General features: G+C 57.4%; 17 protein-coding genes. 7 read left to right on the top strand and 10 right to left on the bottom strand.

Going from position 1 to position 16022, the window contains the following annotated elements; all coding sequences use genetic code 11:
• Positions 1–321: 321 nt before the first annotated feature.
• The 9 genes from EXE50_RS08725 to EXE50_RS08675 form a co-directional block, all read right to left on the bottom strand.
• Complete coding sequence (locus EXE50_RS08725) at positions 322–1164, bottom strand: glycerophosphodiester phosphodiesterase (RefSeq protein WP_241982646.1); 843 nt, start codon at positions 1162–1164, stop codon at positions 322–324.
• 823 nt (positions 1165–1987) lie between these two features.
• A complete protein-coding gene (locus EXE50_RS08715; RefSeq protein WP_077152292.1) occupies positions 1988–2335 on the bottom strand; it encodes a winged helix-turn-helix domain-containing protein in 348 nt (115 codons plus the stop codon).
• Between the two features lie 122 nt (positions 2336–2457).
• Positions 2458–2853, bottom strand: coding sequence for a hypothetical protein (locus EXE50_RS08710; protein ID WP_077152291.1), 396 nt, complete (start codon positions 2851–2853; stop codon positions 2458–2460).
• Positions 2854–2972: 119 nt separating this feature from the next.
• Complete coding sequence (gene rdfA, locus EXE50_RS08705; protein ID WP_137704831.1) at positions 2973–3569, bottom strand: rod-determining factor RdfA; 597 nt, start codon at positions 3567–3569, stop codon at positions 2973–2975.
• Between the two features lie 162 nt (positions 3570–3731).
• Positions 3732–6671: a plasmid replication protein RepH gene (locus tag EXE50_RS17690; RefSeq protein WP_240471152.1), complete on the bottom strand. Its 2940-nt coding sequence runs from the start codon at positions 6669–6671 to the stop codon at positions 3732–3734.
• Positions 6671–6850, bottom strand: coding sequence for a hypothetical protein (locus tag EXE50_RS08690; RefSeq protein ID WP_053771988.1), 180 nt, complete (start codon positions 6848–6850; stop codon positions 6671–6673). Before EXE50_RS08690 ends, EXE50_RS17690 begins: the two co-directional genes overlap by 1 nt.
• Before the next feature lie 161 nt (positions 6851–7011).
• The gene (locus tag EXE50_RS08685; RefSeq protein WP_053771987.1) at positions 7012–7515 is read right to left on the bottom strand and encodes a hypothetical protein; all 504 of its coding nucleotides are present in this window, start codon (positions 7513–7515) and stop codon (positions 7012–7014) included.
• A 219-nt stretch (positions 7516–7734) separates the two neighbouring features.
• Complete coding sequence (locus EXE50_RS08680; RefSeq protein ID WP_053771986.1) at positions 7735–8040, bottom strand: helix-turn-helix transcriptional regulator; 306 nt, start codon at positions 8038–8040, stop codon at positions 7735–7737.
• A complete protein-coding gene (locus tag EXE50_RS08675; RefSeq protein WP_077152290.1) occupies positions 8037–8378 on the bottom strand; it encodes a hypothetical protein in 342 nt (113 codons plus the stop codon). The genes EXE50_RS08680 and EXE50_RS08675 overlap by 4 nt, the downstream gene beginning before the upstream one ends.
• 234 nt (positions 8379–8612) lie before the next feature.
• Here EXE50_RS08675 and EXE50_RS08670 point away from each other — a divergent pair, with 234 nt between their 5' ends.
• From EXE50_RS08670 to EXE50_RS08655, 4 genes are all read left to right on the top strand, one after another.
• The gene (locus EXE50_RS08670; RefSeq protein WP_077152289.1) at positions 8613–8870 is read left to right on the top strand and encodes a winged helix-turn-helix domain-containing protein; all 258 of its coding nucleotides are present in this window, start codon (positions 8613–8615) and stop codon (positions 8868–8870) included.
• Positions 8871–9512: 642 nt separating this feature from the next.
• Entirely contained in the window at positions 9513–10556 is a 1044-nt protein-coding gene (tcmP, locus tag EXE50_RS08665) for a three-Cys-motif partner protein TcmP (protein WP_053771985.1), read from the top strand.
• 83 nt (positions 10557–10639) lie between these two features.
• Positions 10640–11851: a radical SAM protein gene (locus tag EXE50_RS08660; protein WP_240471151.1), complete on the top strand. Its 1212-nt coding sequence runs from the start codon at positions 10640–10642 to the stop codon at positions 11849–11851.
• An 81-nt stretch (positions 11852–11932) separates the two neighbouring features.
• The gene (locus EXE50_RS08655) at positions 11933–13222 is read left to right on the top strand and encodes a radical SAM protein (protein ID WP_053771984.1); all 1290 of its coding nucleotides are present in this window, start codon (positions 11933–11935) and stop codon (positions 13220–13222) included.
• Between the two features lie 39 nt (positions 13223–13261).
• Here the strand turns inward: EXE50_RS08655 and EXE50_RS08650 are convergent, their stop codons facing one another.
• Positions 13262–14206: a hypothetical protein gene (locus EXE50_RS08650; RefSeq protein ID WP_137704830.1), complete on the bottom strand. Its 945-nt coding sequence runs from the start codon at positions 14204–14206 to the stop codon at positions 13262–13264.
• Positions 14207–14366: 160 nt separating this feature from the next.
• Between EXE50_RS08650 and EXE50_RS08645 the strand changes: the two genes are divergently transcribed.
• The 3 genes from EXE50_RS08645 to EXE50_RS08635 all read left to right on the top strand — a co-directional run bounded on the left by EXE50_RS08645 (position 14367) and on the right by EXE50_RS08635 (position 16022).
• The gene (locus tag EXE50_RS08645) at positions 14367–14636 is read left to right on the top strand and encodes a hypothetical protein (RefSeq protein WP_240471150.1); all 270 of its coding nucleotides are present in this window, start codon (positions 14367–14369) and stop codon (positions 14634–14636) included.
• 430 nt (positions 14637–15066) lie between these two features.
• Positions 15067–15765, top strand: coding sequence for a hypothetical protein (locus EXE50_RS08640; RefSeq protein WP_053771983.1), 699 nt, complete (start codon positions 15067–15069; stop codon positions 15763–15765).
• A complete protein-coding gene (locus EXE50_RS08635) occupies positions 15765–16022 on the top strand; it encodes a hypothetical protein (RefSeq protein WP_053771982.1) in 258 nt (85 codons plus the stop codon). The genes EXE50_RS08640 and EXE50_RS08635 overlap by 1 nt, the downstream gene beginning before the upstream one ends.

Here is a 16022-nt window from a genome sequence, read left to right as displayed (position 1 = left end):
GCGTGCCAGACGGTGAGTTCCTCGGCGATCGGAGAGAACTCCGCTTCGCCGCTGCCGCTGCTGCCTCCGAGGCAACCGGCAAGGCCTGTCGCCGCGGCGAGCGCGACACCGGTGGTCGCGAGGGTGTTTCTCCGTGAGATGCTATGTGAACGCCCGTGAGTTGGTGCCATACGCCTCACTGATCCTGAACGAAGTGTATAACTGTTGATAATAGATCTCCTGTGGGGTACGGTTCAAGATATGTTAACATGTATTAATCAATAGGAATACATACTACCTCGTATTGTTCCAGCACACAGCCGATGGGTCGGCGGCCGACGCTCACGCCGACAGCAGCGTCGAATAGTCGGCGATGAGCCCGTCGACGCCGGCCTCGATGAGGCGTTCCGCCTGATACCACGTCTCGACCGTCCAAACGTTGACCGCGCGGCCGTCCGACCGAGCGGCTTCGACGATGTCGGTGCCGCTGAACCGCGAGTCGTCGAAGAAGGGAGTCCGTTGGACCATCTCCGCAGGCGGGTGAACCGCCGCAGTGTCGTACCGCTCGGCGATGGAAATCCCGTCCTCAACCGAGTCCCATAGGATCGGCGCGACCGGATATGTTGACCGCTCGGCCGCGACCGCGACCGCCGCCTCGTAGAATGACGAGAGCAAGACCTCGTGATCGGTCGCGTCCAACGCCGCGAGAACGCGGTCGACGAAGGGGCTCCAGATCGATTTCTGCGCTTCAAGATCTCCCTCGGAGAGCTTCTCCCCGAACCGGAGCGACCCGTTACCCGGGTTCTTCAACTCGACGTTGACGCCGACGTCCGTCGGGATCGCAGCGAGCATCTCGTTGAGCCGGGGCACTGTCTCTTCAGTCCCGAGCACCGCCGCGCTCGTGACCGTCTCCGTGTCCGTCTCCCACACGACGCCGTCGACATCCGTGACCCCCGACCCGTCCCCGTCGCGACCCGCGAGCTCGTCGTCGTGGAACACCACGACATCGCCCTCACTGGTGGCGACGACATCGAACTCGACAAAATCGGCGCGGCCGCCGGGTCCCTTCTCACGCGTTGCCGCCCGCGCGGCTGTGAGCGTGTTTTCAGGGTTTTCCCCCGCGAACCCCCGATGCGCGATGAGCGTCGGGTTGTCCGTTGGCTTGGGAGGTGGGTCGTCGGTCACCGCCTGAGTGTCCCCATCAGTCCCGCCATCAGTCAGTCGACGTGTGCCACGCGCGACGGCGAGGCCGCCGATCCCTGTCGCGCCTGCCGTCCCGACTAATACTGCTCGACGACGGTGAGAATTGGCATCCGCGCAGGCGTCTCCGCCGACGCTTTTCACGTCAGCCCCGGCGGCGACGCCTTCCTCTATCTCCTCGAAGCGAGACCGAGACGAGACCTCACACGCTGGACACGCAAAATGATCCATAAGTTGGTGACGAGATTACGGTAATTAACGGCTGCTATGAGTGGTATTGACCGATACGTAATCGGCGAGCGAACTTCCCGTCGACTCCCGGCCGGCCCACACTTCTCCCAGAACGGCCCCGTTTCCGCCTCTATCTTCACGGACCTCTCCCCGGCATGGCTCGGTTGAAATCCTCTTCTTCAGACATATCGCCTCTCGAAACAGCTGTTCGGTGATGGCTGCGTACTGAACACTCACTGAGATTTGCTAGGCGTGATAAGCAAGGAGTAGAGCAGAGTACAAATCCCAGTTATTTCGCTCACTCGTATCACTAATGGAAGATAAAATGTATACACGCGAGGAGCAAGCTCAATCATCTGCCCAAGTGAGTTAACCCCGATTGAGAGCGTCATAGGGACGGCAGTGATGAGACCGAGGCCACAGGCTAGGTACAGCATCCGGATGCTGCTGTTCCGCTGATATCCCCTATAGGCGTGGAACACAATGAACAGCGCTAATCCGAGGGCGATAAGCGATACAGATAGCAGTAAAAAATAATCTGACGGCAGTTGTGTATCGGCCGCTTGGACCACGGACATCATAACCCCTCCCACATATCAGTAAAGCGGTCAGCGAGATCACCAGTCGCCTTCTCTGAGACCGTTATCTCAAATCCATCGTCAGTGAGACGGACGGTAAGTTCATCTAACCGTGCTTCGTACAGACTATAGTGAGTTCCATCGGGTTGTGCGACGCGTCGTTCAGCGAGAAGTCCGCATTCGATCAGTCGTTCTGTCCGCCGGTAGACCGTTGAAATTGAGATATCACATGTCTCGCTAATCTCTTTGGCTGACATCACATTGTTCCGTGTCTGTTGGAGGATTACCTGCGCGTACTGATCGTCAAGGAGATCGAGTATTTCATCTACGTCCGCTTCATCGGTCACGCCTGTACTCTCCTTGGCTGTGATAACGCAAGTTTCCTTGTGTTGAGACGGCCAATTGGCTGCTGTGTGAAAAATCATTCTGTTCCTCTGACGCAATTCATCCATTAGTTACTATCTTTCACTTACGTATGCTGTCGGACTCGCATGAACAACGCTGCGATCCCATACTGAATTAGCACGGTTAGGACAAACGCAATTCCACCGGTGTACTCGCCGGGAACCACACTGAAAGCGAGTTGATATGTGCCGATGAACAAACCTGTCGTGATCAGCGCAGCTGAGATAGTCCACACAGCTGCTGCGCTTCTTGAATATGCGACAGGCCAGTAACGCTCGTATGCGTAAGGAATGAACACCCCGATATTGAGTGCAAGAAGTAATCCTCCCGTAGTTGGATCGCCTATCTGAGCGAACACAAACAAGGCTACGACAGCAAGGATCACGGAAACAACACTGACCGAGAGATTGCTTGTCAGATCCTCTTTGAGACGCGCCCTAAGCGACTGGTTGTCAGACATGTATCCACGTAGATGGCTGGATAATAAGGCGTTTACCCGCATTCGCTGACTCAGCGAATCAGCACTCTTCCGTGGATCCTGTTACAACCCATCTGCCGCCGAAACAGCCGGTCGACAGCTTATGTTGACCGGCTACAGGCAGGACAGCCGCCGTTTCGCAGATACACCGACATCTCGGTGTTGCTCCCGCATGTGTTACAGATACAATCCATCGTGACCTCTACTTCAGGCTCCACTCCGTGTACCTGATCGTGTGTCACAGAGTGTGAGATAATCCCAGTAGCAATCGTTTCTGCCTTTGTCTCGATCTGTTGTAAACTCGCAACTCGTGAGCGGATATCATCGACCTCACGCTCATACGTAATATCACGATACTCTGTCAGATACGTATATATCGATTGATACGACACCATGTCCCCACCGACTTCGTCGGTGTCTACTCCCCTGCGATCGAGATCATATCCTGTCATCGATTTAGTATCGTCTTTGATGATCGCGGCACACTCCTCCACAAGTGATCTCTCCCAGATGATACCCGCTTCGCGGAGTGCTGCATCGAGCACACGGATGTTGAAGAATTCCGCGAGTTCACGACAAGAGCGGCGGGTACTCTCGGGCTTTGTCCATTCGGTAACCATTTCGTCGCCAATGTCGTCGAGGTCGTACTTGTCGATTACTCGAACAACCTTCGGTCGCGTACTTGTGGCGTTACGCATCGTTAGTGGACACAGTGAGATACAGGCGCTGATTCTGCTGTTCGACGCTACACGTGAGTTGGGATGCGGCCTCTTCACAGCGGGCGACGCGGATGTGTGTCCCCTCTTCGGTGAACTGGCGCTCGCAGATGGCGTCGGTTGGACGATCGCTTCCTGAGTGTTTCATCGGGACACACCCCGTGGTAAGAGGAGACGTCGGTGGTCGAGAAGCGATGCGGTCGGTGCGTAGTATTGTGGTGTCATGCGTGGTTCATCGGTGATGGTTTCGAGCGCTGCGGCTGGTCGGTGGCTGTGATGAGTTGGTGCGTCGGTGATTGCGGTACAGTCCTCCCGGCGCGGTCCCCACTGGTTCACCGGAAGGGCGGTGTCAACGGCAGTGCCAGTCAGGGCGTGTTGATCCCACATGTGGATGCGATGTGGGTGTCGCCAGTCGACTCCGAGTGGAATCCACAGAGTGGGGGCGAGACGGACTGAATGTGTTCGTGAGCGATGCGTCAACAGCGGGAGCCAGGAATGAGGCTGATCAAGGTACGGCGACGGCTGCGGTGACGGGTGACTGGGTTCGTCGGTGGTGACCCAGCGTCGGTGGCCATCTATCTGGACGGCCTGTACTCGGTCAAGCGCTTGGACAGTGCCAATCCGGCGATCATAGCTACTAGCCGCAATGTCGGCCCGCTCGAGTAACGCTGAGCGGCCGAGCGGCTCGTCGGCTCGAAGCAGGGTCGCATACAGCGCCGTCGCCGTTGGCACGAGATCGGGGCGGAACCGCGCGACAGAGAGCGTCGCCGCCGCGCGTTCAACCGCAGCCACGGTCGGAGCGTGAGACTCGTTCAGCGCACGCAGCAGGCTCACCACGACGTCGTACGGACACGCACGGCGAGTGGTGTCCGCCGGGCCGAACGAGCGCAGACAGCGCCGCACGAGCCGCTGTCGCTCGCGGGGTGTCCACTGGGCGTCGTGGGTCATCGCAATCTCGTCGATCACCCGCCGGATGGCGGGGTAGGTCGTCCCGTCGACGACCGGGATCGAGAGCGTGGGGGCAGTTTCGGTGCCCTCCGCGATCGCCTCTCGGACGGCGGTGAGCTCTGTGGTGAGCGCCTCTTCGATCGCATCGCGGAGATCGGTGATCGTCGGGCCCGCAAGCACCCACGACATCGTCAGATCCATCGTCGCGTCGGGCTCGACGTCGTAGGGGAGCCGCCGTCGCAGTTTGGGCGGGCGCTCTTCGAACAACATGCGGTAGCCCGAGTGAACACCGTAGACGGATTGTTTGGGTACCGTCTTCGCGAGGAACGTACAGAGCTGCCGGCGTTGCGTCGAGTTTCGCGCGAGCGCCTCGGTGTCCGGAAACCTCATTGTGGTCGTCAGATCGACGCCGATTGCGTGATACAGGTGAGTGGCCGAAGCGACCAACCCGTGGAGGGCTTCGAAGAGTTCGCTCCGGGCGGCACTATTGGTACTGCTCGTGTGTTCGCCGATCTTAGCGAGCAGTATATCGCGGACGGTCGTGATGCGTTCACGCCACGCCGCATACGTGTGCTCGTCCTCACTGTACCAGCCAACTTGGTGGCCCCGACACAGCACTCGTGGGGCGTCTTGTTCGAGATCACCGCGATGGATTGCCTCGAATGTGCGGCCGAACCGCGACGGCGTCAAGATCTTCGAGAGCGCCTTATCGCTGAGTAAGACAGCCGCGAGACGTCCCAGAGTGGCTAAGGGCCCACCCCACTGGAGGACGACCTGCGCCTCGCCAGAGGTGTGGCTCAGATACCCAACTCGGCCGTCATCGAACGGCGTTGGGGTGTCATCAACGAGTGTGACGCTATCGTCTTGGGCAGGGGTCCGAAATCGCTGGTGGAGGTGGGTTTCATCGACGGTGTCGGGCCCCCTGAGCCACTGGATGAACTCCCCGTCGGCGTCGGGGTCACCCGTCGCCGCCAGCCACTCCTCGAGTGAGGGTGGGGTGTCACCTGTGGAGCCCTCCGGGCGGGGCGACACTGTACTTGTGACATCGTGAGTGGTCGCAGTAAGATCGTCAGTCAGTCGGCGTTGTTCGGGGTGGACGAGGTCGCCGGCAGCGTCGAGATACCCAGCCACGGCCGTCTGACCGCGTTCAGAGAGGGTGACGCTGTGGTGGGTGCCCCGACGGTCGACGTCGACGAGCCCACGCGTCTCGAGATCAAGGACGTACCGGCTGACCGTCCCTGCCTCAATGTCGATCGCATGATCATGTTCGAGATCTTGGTAGGTTCGCCCGGTGGTGGCGTCGAGATTGGTGAGGAGACGTCGTTTCCCCGGTGTGCGTTCGAGCCCATCGAGCGCTTCCCAAGCGGGGTGGCACTCGTCGGTGGTCGGCTCGTGAGACTGAACGCGGTGGGGATGCGGGTGGGACCGATCCCGACTTTGCGTAAGATCGAGGTGGATTTCACACCACTGTGGGTACCGCCGGGTGAGGTGGCGTTTGAGCGCCGGAGAGACGACAACGCGAACGTCGAACCCGGCTGCGAGCACGGCGATGGCCGCGAGTGCGCGGACGCCAGTTCGGCGGTCGGTGAGATCGGTCCACGCCGACCCATCGAGTGCGAGGGTGATCGCTCGGGGGGTATGGTCGAACTCGCGGTGGAGCGCGACCGGTCCCTTAGCGAGCGCGCCAAGCCCGGCGTTGACTGCACCGCGCCCGGTGCCGACTGTATGAACGGTGTCGCGTAATTCGTTGTGGCGTTGTGTGTGATATGACGACTCGGTGTCGCCGTCGACGAGCGCCAACTCGGTAATCGACTGCGTGTAGGCGACGGCCTCGGCGGTCGCATCGTCCCACGTGTTCTCGAGGGAGTTCCACTCCGGGAGCGTGGTATCGAGGAGTGAGGTACTCGCCCGCCACGGGTCGGTGTGGGGTGTCTGGGTTCGGACTGTTTCTGTGGTCGCCTCACGAAGTTGGTCGAGGAGCTCGGGTATCCACTCGGTCAGCCGCGGCGAGACGCTTCCACAGTGGATGCCGGCGGCGCCATGCTGTGTAGTTGGACCCACAAGATGGACGCCACGCTCGTGGCCCTGGCCGACGGGCTGTGCGGGCCCGCGGCTGGCCTGCTTGTTTGCTGGCATCACTTGGGTGGCTCCCAGCAGTTGACCATCGCGACGAGCCGGCGGAGCAGCTCTCGGATATACTGGCGGACCGTTCGCGAGACAGGATCGACACTGCGGGCGATCCGGATCGCGGCCGCGATGTCTGGATGGTGTGTCTCGTCGACAGTCCGGGTCGCTCGGAAGAGCGCCGCCTTCACGCCGGCCACATCACTGGCAGTACTCGCGGTAAGCGCCCGCCGAAGGTGGGCGATCGTCGCGCGGGTGATGTCCGGATCGGCTGCTGGCTGTGTGGATGGGCGCGTTGGTTGGTGACCGGACCTCTTCGGTTGCGGAGGTTCGGTGCGGGGCGACGACCACATCAGTCATCACCCTCCGTCATCAGTGGGTCACCGACCGTCACCTGCGCCCGAGCGTCGCGCCGTCGCTGCCGGTGGGTCGCGTTCGGGACGACCTGCTCGGCGAGTGGCGTCTCCGGTGGCAACCAGCGGATCGTCGTCGTCGCTGGTTCGCTCACACCGAGTGGGACCGGGTCGACGAGAATCGGCCAGGTGGATTGGGTCGCAGCGTCTGAGGCGATTCCGATGCGCCCGACGACCAGCAGTTCGTGGACGCCGAGCGTGAACACCTCCTGCTGGCGGTGTTCGTTGTGCGCGCAGACGCAATGGCCAACTTCGTGGGTTTGCTGGTCTGCCGGTTTGAAGACGTACGCGACGACGTCGTCGCCCTCGGTAAACGAGCGCCCACAATGTTGACACGCACCCGACGTGGACGCAAGCGACAGCTGATCGAGACGCGTGGTGAGCTCGCTCGCGGGATGGACTGGCGGCGTCGAGCCGGTGGTGGAGTGTTGCTCCCGACTCATGGTCCCTTGTTCACGTGTGCGAGAGACCGGCCACAGTACCAGCCACACTGAGGGCAGATCCAGCCGTTGACAAACCGATTAACGAGCCGGTCACACTGACGGCAGCGCCACAGCTTCGTCATTGTGTGTAGGCCTCCACTGCCTGCTGGACGGTGATGTCGTCGTAGTCGCCGGTAAGGCGTTCGCGGGCGTCAAACCGGATGTGTGGACGGGTAAAGTTCACGCGGTCTCACCCCGGATCCACGCGTCGCGCTTTGCGAGTGCTGTCTGTGCCGCGTCAGTCAGGCTGTAGCTGTTGGTGCGGCCGTCGCGCTGGCGTTTGTTGATGAGTCCGTGTCTGACGAGTTCGTCAAGGTTCTGGTACAGCCGACTGTGGTTAATCGCTTCACCGTAGTAGGTGGTAAGATCCGTTTTCAGTGAGAGCCCACTCTGCTCGTCGGTTTTCGCGAGTGTGCGGAGGAGGTCCCGCTGGAAGGCGGTGAGGGTGGCTAGTGTCTGGCAGTCCGTAGCGCACTCTGGACTCATGAGCTGACCTCCAAGAAGGTGAAGTAGGTTGGTATGCCGTTCCGAGTGTTCGTGCCTTCGGTCAGTAGTGGCTGAAAAGCGCGTCCGCCAGCACCACCCTTGTGAGAGTCAACTATTGCCTTGTAGTTGGCCTCCTCACTATTGCTGATGGCGCCTCGAACTGCTTGTTTCAGCAACTCGTCTTCTCCACGGAACTCGCGGAGCGTGGTCTGGGCGACGTCGTGGCTCGCGCGGTCGGCGCGGACGAGCGTCGCGAGCGCTGCCGGGTACTCGTCAGTCAGAGTCGATGCCGCGTCTCGGACGGGAGTTTCAAGCCCCCGCGTGGTTTCGGCGTACATGGGTTTCGTGGCTGGTTCACGGAACCCCACACGGGCCGGCTGTTGGCGCAGCGCGGCCCGCGTCCTCCTCAGGCACGGCGTGTTACCGAAGATAGCCGTGTGGGTCCGTGATCGTAAAGTGTGGGTTCGAGGGTATTAAAATCTTCTACTAATAAGTTACATTAATGCTACGTATAAGTGCCTGGAGAATGTCGTACCAACACGACTATGAGACTGTTCTGAGGAACGTGGGCCATGCGAAAGCCGGCGGACTGGATGCAAATGCCAACTGACGATCGCATCCTCGAAGCTCTCGAAGGTGGACTTAGGCTCACGCCGGCAGTGATCGCCGAAAACATCGAGAAATCGCGGACTCACGTCAGTAGACGACTTTCTGATCTTACTGACTATGGATTCGTAAAAAAGCCTAAACGCGGCTACTACGAGATTACGGAACTTGGCCGGGGATATCTTGCGGGCAATGTTGATGCCACAAATTTGGAAAATGAATAAGTCTTGGTCCAACGTTTGAGACGGGAATACGATGATGTGAGTGTACGATTTAATTGAATAGAAGAGAGAGTCAAGACTGAAATCTCAGATGGCTTACTCCTTAGCAGAATCAGTTCTAATCCCACCTATATCAGCGGTTATCGGGCTTTGTGTCCACGAAATAACCCACTATTTTGTCGCAAGAAGGTGGACGGATGATGTGGCTATTGAATTCTCAATTATTTTCCCGACTATGGTGAAACTAGGTGACCCCCGAGATCTTTCGCCCACCCAGACGCGGGTATTCTGTGTCGCACCCACAGCTACGTGGGGTAGTGTCCTTACAACAGTCTTAGCCGTTCGAAGCCCTGGATTCTCCGTTTATTTGGTCGGATTTGTGTTTATACTTCTAGCTGCGGCACTTCCAAGCCCTGCTGATATATTTGGGTCCCTCTATCCACGTTCATTCACCAATGAGGCTCTAAAGAATGATTTCAGCAATATAGAGGCGCTAAGGTTCGTGCTTACAGAGACATATAATCGATTACGGGCCTCTCTTAAATAGCACTAGACAAACTTCCTGAGCAAGATCAGACTCAATTAATTTTGAATATGTGGCATTTTACTGAAGGTTTATGAGTCTCTACTAACATCTTGAATTCAATGGGAGTTGACGTTCGCGATTATATCCAGACCCGGATTGAGGGCCTGACTGAGGACTCCCAAGAGTTCTATTCACGGGTGCCGAGACAGACAAACGATTTTGACACGTGGTCTGCGCTGAAACTGATTCTACACTCTGCTACGGTCAACATGTACACGACCGTTCTTGCTCAAAACGACTATTTCAATGATCTCTACTATATCGATGCTCTGGCCGGATCTGGTGTTTCACAGTATGATGAAGAAAATCGGTGCTTCCTCGGATCTCCTCTTATCGCTGCGAAGGACGCTACGGTACCGTTCAAGAAAATGTTCTTCGTGGAGAAAGATCCTGATCACGCTGAAGCTCTTGAGCGTCGGTTGGAATACGCGTTCAATGAGAAGGGGGACAAGTACACCGAACCAGAGCAGTGGGAGGTGATGTGTCGTGACGCGAATAAGGCGATTCCAGACATTATCACTGGTATGTGGAGAAGTTTCCAAGACGATAATGGGCTGAATTACCTCTGTTTCATAGATAATCAGGGGATGGATGTCAAGTGGCCCGCAATTGAGAAATTAACGCCCACCCCGTATGGTGACCTTCTCATTAATCTACCAACTTCACAGGCAATCGGGCGGAACGTAGATACCTATCCAGAGACCGTTGGTGAGTTCTATGGATGTGATCTAGACACAGTTGAGATTCCGGATGTGGGAATGCGTGAGTTCATGCGAGACTTATACCTAGACCGATTGGCGGACCGAGAACGACCCGTTCAGGTCAACACGAGGGTGGAGGCCGATGTGGGGAGCTATTACTACGATATGATCTACGCCACTCGTGACATCGAGCACGGTAACGGTTACGAGGAGACGATCAAGTACGTCCGTGACTTCATTGAACAGGTTCACTCTGGAGATGTCGATAGAATTCTGGATGTCTTAGACGGCTCACAGTCTTCTCTCACCTCCTATTTGCCTGAAGATGACGAGGGAATCTCGGAGGAGCTATCCGAGGAGTCGGATGATGATCCGGGCCAGACTGCCCTAGGTGAGTTCTAATGATGAAAAAACAACCGTCATCAGATGAACTAGCGATACAAAAGGATCACAGAGGGTTTTGGGTCCGGCATCAAGGTAGATATGTGGACCTACTAAGCGACGATCCGACCCTGGACGAATTGAGGGAAGCGAGCCGACAGAACGGCAGCCCTCTTGATCGGATCAACATCCTCTCCGCGAACATTCAGTGTTCCCTCTGCGACTCTGATATCGAGGATAGGTACGGGTCTACCTCTTCTGGCGACATCATCTGTTGGGACTGTGTTGAGCAACAACAGATGGAAAGTGACTCACGAGGCGTTTCACATACCACAGATCCGACGAAGGCTGTAATTTCGTCTTCTGCGCTCCATCACAAGAATCTCTGTAACTACGTAATCAACGTTGCTACCGGGTGTACACACGGGTGTAAGTTCTGTTACGTTCCCAGCACACCGAACATCAAGGCCAGGGGAGACATGCTCAAAGAGCAAGTAGGTGTCAATAGCGGCCAGCAGGAGTGGGGGAGTTACCTGCTTTACCGAGACGATCTCCCAGACCGCCTCACACAGAAACTCGATCGAAAGCGAACGTGGGACTCCACTCCAGACGGGCGCGGCGTCGTCATGATTTCCAGCGGCACGGACTGCTACCAAGACCGCCGCGCCGCACAGATCACTCGTGGCTGCGTCATCGAGCTCGTGAAACACGAAAAGCCGGTCCGAATCCTCACCCGCAGTCCCGCCGTCGTCCGTGACATCGACGTGTTCAAAGCCGCAAACGGACTCGTCACCGTTGGCTCCTCGATTCCCTGCCTCGACGACGAGAAGGTTCGTTCCATTGAACCCGGCGCACCGGCTCCCTCCGCCCGACTCGACGCCCTCGAAGAGATCAGCAACGCCGGTGTCCCAGTCTACGTCTCCATGTCACCCACATATCCGACGCAGGACCGCGAGGACCTCCGCGAACTCCTCACCAAGTTCAAGGAACGCCTAGACCCTGACGTCGTCTTCCACGAGCCTATCAACCCTCGTGGCGGCAACTTCCAGATGACGGTCGAGGCCGCACGCGAGGCCGGACAGGAGGAACTTGCCGACGAGCTCGACAAGCTCCGCGACCGCGACCACTGGGTCGAGTACTCGAAGAAGCAACTGACCGCGGTGCGCGACATCGGTGACGACCTCGATCTCCCGATTCACCTCTGGCCCGACAAGGAATTCGTCAAACACGCTGGCGACGATGCGGAGTTCTTCCGCCAGGAACGCGAGAAGATGGAGTCGCCCGAAGACTATCCGAAGCTGCCCTCATCCGCGTAATCTCTTTTACTTCCACTTTCGCCGTGGTATCACCTCGATTTTATACTATTTGTAAAACGAGGTTACACTAGAGAGTCACCTATGCACCTTGACACCGAACGCGATCCGGACGGTGGGTGGTACGATAGATTCGTCCACCTCGTCGACGAGGACGGTCGCGTCGTCGAGGAGCTGGGCAAACATCCGACGCTCGACGAACTGCGCGAAGCCGAGCGTCAATACGGCGATCGGCTCAACCTCTGGCAGCAAGGACTCGTCTGTAAGGAGTGCGGCAACCAGATTACCGACCGATTCAGCGCGCGTCCTGACGGACACCTCCTCTGTTGGGACTGCGCGTCGTCGGAGGATGGCGAGGAGAAGGGTGGACTGACGGTCAATGTTGACCCGACGAAGACGGTCCTCAGCGAGTCGAAGCTCAATGAGAAGAGCCTCTGCGATTACGTGATCAACGTCGCCACGGGCTGCCGACACGGCTGTAAGTTCTGCTACGTCCCGTCGACGCCGGCGATCGACAGTCGCGACGAGATGCTCGGAGAGAAGGCTGGGGTAGAGGACCCTCAACGCGACTGGGGCGACTACCTGCTCTACCGTGATGACCTCCCTGAGCGTGTTCACGAGGGACTTCAGAATACGGACTTCGAGAAGGAGTGGAAGGTTACGCGGCGGGGGCGCGGCGTCGTGATGCTTTCGAGCGGGACTGACTGCTACCAAGATCGACGAGCGGCGCAAATCACTCGGGGATGCGTTCGTGAGCTCGTCGAGGCAGATATTCCCGTCCGAATCCTCTCGCGAAGTCCGAACCTGACTCGTGATATCGATTTGTTCCAGGAGGCTGACGGGCTCGTGGCTGTTGGAACTTCGATACCGTCGTTTGATGCTTCACTCGTCGACGCACTCGAACCGAATGCGCCGCCTCCGATGGCGAGGTGGGAAGCGCTTGATGAGCTATTCCGGGCGGGAGTTCCGCGGTTCGTTTCGTTCTCGCCGACCTATCCGACGATGGATCGAGACGAGATTCGGGAGGCGCTCTCGTGGTTCGCCGCGGTCGATCCGGACGTGGTGTTTCACGAACCGATGAACCCTCGTGGTGCGAACTTCGACATGTGTCTTAAAGCGACTCGTGAGGCCGGTTACAACGATGTCGCGGAGGAGCTAGAACGCATCCACGACCATGGTGAGTGGACAAGGTACGCGATCGAGCATATCGAACTTGTGCGAGAGATTGCTAAAGAACAGTTTAGTGGTCTCCATATTCACTCATGGCCCGATCGAAAGCTGATCGATGCGGCGTCCAGAAACAAAGAGCAGCGTCTCAATCGACTAAGACAGGAGGCCTCACCGGAGCCGTTTACTCAGGCAGGACAGTTTTAGACCAGTCCACATGGATTGATCAGCATCCGAATCGTCCAACTAATATCCGGACATACTGACTTGCCCCGGCAAAACGTTCCATAATATCTCTATCTGATCGTCATAATCCTCTTTGATCGAAATATGGTACAGAGCTAGTGTGACTCCCGTAATAATGGCAAATATCAACGACATATGACGACTGATATACGAAATTATGCTTTCTACTCGCTTAGTTAGCTTTGTGCCGTCTATCTCGACATCTATATTTTTCTCGTTAATATTGAGTGCGTCATCAAAGTTGAGATTATAATTGGCATGAGCGAAACCATTCCGAATATCGGAGGCCATCGGTGTCTCGTCAAAATCACTATCATTAAGTGACTCCTCAAAGCTCTTGCCTAACCCATTTTGCGTAGCATATGAACTATGTTGATCGATTAGAATTAGCGCTTTTGTGAGGAAATCTAGTCCCCTGTTCAATTCCTCATACTCTGATATACCATGGATTGATTGGGATGATTGTATACAGGTATTCAGTACATTTCCGAAATATTGACGCTCTCCGCCATCATATAACCGATTCCTCCAGTCACCATCAGATCCGGAAAACTCATCGAGTAGATCATTCAGTACTGCTGCGTGGTATCTCATTGGTCCTTCCAGCTCCTGAGCATAGATTGGCGCAAAGATGTGGACCCCCGCTCGCTTTGTGGTATATGGTTTATTTTGGTCCTCACTGGCCCAATCTAACCAGTCATTGAGAAAAGAGTGGTACACTCTTGAACGCTCATAGAATGTCGCAATGTAGTTAACTAATTCTTCAGAATTGAACGAATTGCTTCCGCTGCTATCCAAATTCTTTCCTAAATATAGCGGTACGAGGGCTGAATTAATATAGAGTTCTCTCTCCCATTCGTTGTCATAGTCAATATCAAAGATTGGCTGTAATGGCTTCTTGTCAATAATAGGCTCAACAAACTCATAATCCTCTGGCTCAACCATACCATTCACCTCATTTGGATATTAATAAATCCTTATCCAAAATCGACTTTTTCCATCTGTGGTTCTCAAGAAATCCTGATATGGCCTAATCTGGCGCCATGGTTAGATAAATAATTGATAATCCAACCGTTTCAAGAGACCACTCTCACAAGATTTGTTTATGAGCGAAGTGGTCTACGCGATTCGGATTTCTCACCTCGAATACTCCGGGCTCAAAGTCATGGACGTCAAGATCGGCAAGTCCGCCGACACCGAGAACACCCTCCGCCAGTACAGCCGGGGCAACCGCGATATCGAACTACTCGACATGTGGACGTCGAACCCCGACAAGACCCTCTCTACCGCCGAGCGCGGCGCCCAAGCGGTCGTCAAGCAGTACGCTTGCGACAAACAGAGCGAGAAGTTCGTCTTCCTCCAAGGCGCGTGCTAGAAGTTCGTGAGGAGCGTCGAAGGCTGCTTCAGCCTCGTCGTCGGGTCCCCGGTCGGCAATGCGCCCGTCGAGGCAGTAGCCGGAGAAGAGGATTTAATTCCGGCAGGGACCGCTTGCGATCGTCGCTCACCTCGTCGCATATCAAGCTTACACGTCAGCGCGATTAAACAGGTGATAGAGAAACTCACAGATTTCGAAGGATTGCGAGCCGAGTCCGAACTTCTCAGGTAGCGACTAGCACTGGCTTTTGTTTCGCGCCGCCATCGGCACCGGGCGCAGCGCTGAACGCCGGGACAGTGTTCTGATTTCAACGCTCTCAACGGATCGGTGCCCGAGAATTTGGCGCGACGGCTTCGATGCCGTCGGCACTTCCACTTTCACTGCACATCCATGGCTCACTCCTTTTAGTTAACTCCCCATCCACGCTACCATGCAAACCCATTCCCGACGACCGACCGCCGATCTCCCGGAGCTCGCGCCGGGCGTCACGCTCGTCGACGTCGACGACGAACTCGGAGTCACGCCCGTCCAAGCACTCCTGCTCGACCGAGTACTCAGTAGGGACGCCCCCGCGTTCTGGGTCGACGGCGCGAACAAGGCCAACACGACCCGCCTCCGCGAACTCGCGCCCGCCGATCGCGTCCTCGACCGGATCGAGGTGGCTCGCGGGTTCACGGCCCACCAACACACCGCGCTGCTCGACCGATTGGCTGGCCGGCTCGCCGCCCGCGAGTCGCCCTCAGTCGTCGTCGCAACCGGACTCGACGGCATGTACCGCGCCACCGACGTTGACAGCGAACTCGCCGAGCAGCTGTTCGTCCACGCGATCGCGTCGGTCGCTCGCGTCGCCCGCGTCCACGACACACCGGTCCTCGTGACGCGGTGCCGCGACGATGAGTTCTCGACGCCGCTCCGCCGGGCCGCGACGACGCACCTCCAGTGTGAAAAGACCCCCTTCGGGCCGCGCTTCGAGGACGCCGCCGGCGACACGGAGACGCTCGTCTACCACACCGACGACGGCTGGTTCCAAACGACGCTCGCGTACTGGCAGGAGGTGCTCGAACACCGCGCCCGGCTGTACGAGGGAGCGACCGTCGACCGCGCCGCAGCCGCACCAAGCATCCAGTAATGGGCCGGACGAACCCGACGTACCGGGACCAGTTGAGCGCGATCGAAGACGACTGGCGCGCGTTTCGACGCGTCCTCCGCCGGCAAGACAAGCCCCGATTCGACCGGCTTTTCGTGTACGCTCGCGACCACGCCGACGCCGCGGGGAACCTCAACCCCGCCGACCCACTGGCGCCGGTGTGGATGGCGATCGCGCTCGAACAGGAACGCCGGATCGCCGAACTGGAAGACGAAGTCGAGTCGCTCACCGACACATAA

Source organism: Halorubrum sp. ARQ200, assembly GCF_005435115.1.
In the GTDB taxonomy this organism is placed as follows: Archaea; Halobacteriota; Halobacteria; order Halobacteriales; family Haloferacaceae; genus Halorubrum; species Halorubrum tropicale.
Note: the sequence above shows the minus strand (reverse complement) of the source record. Positions and strands in the feature narration are given on the sequence as shown.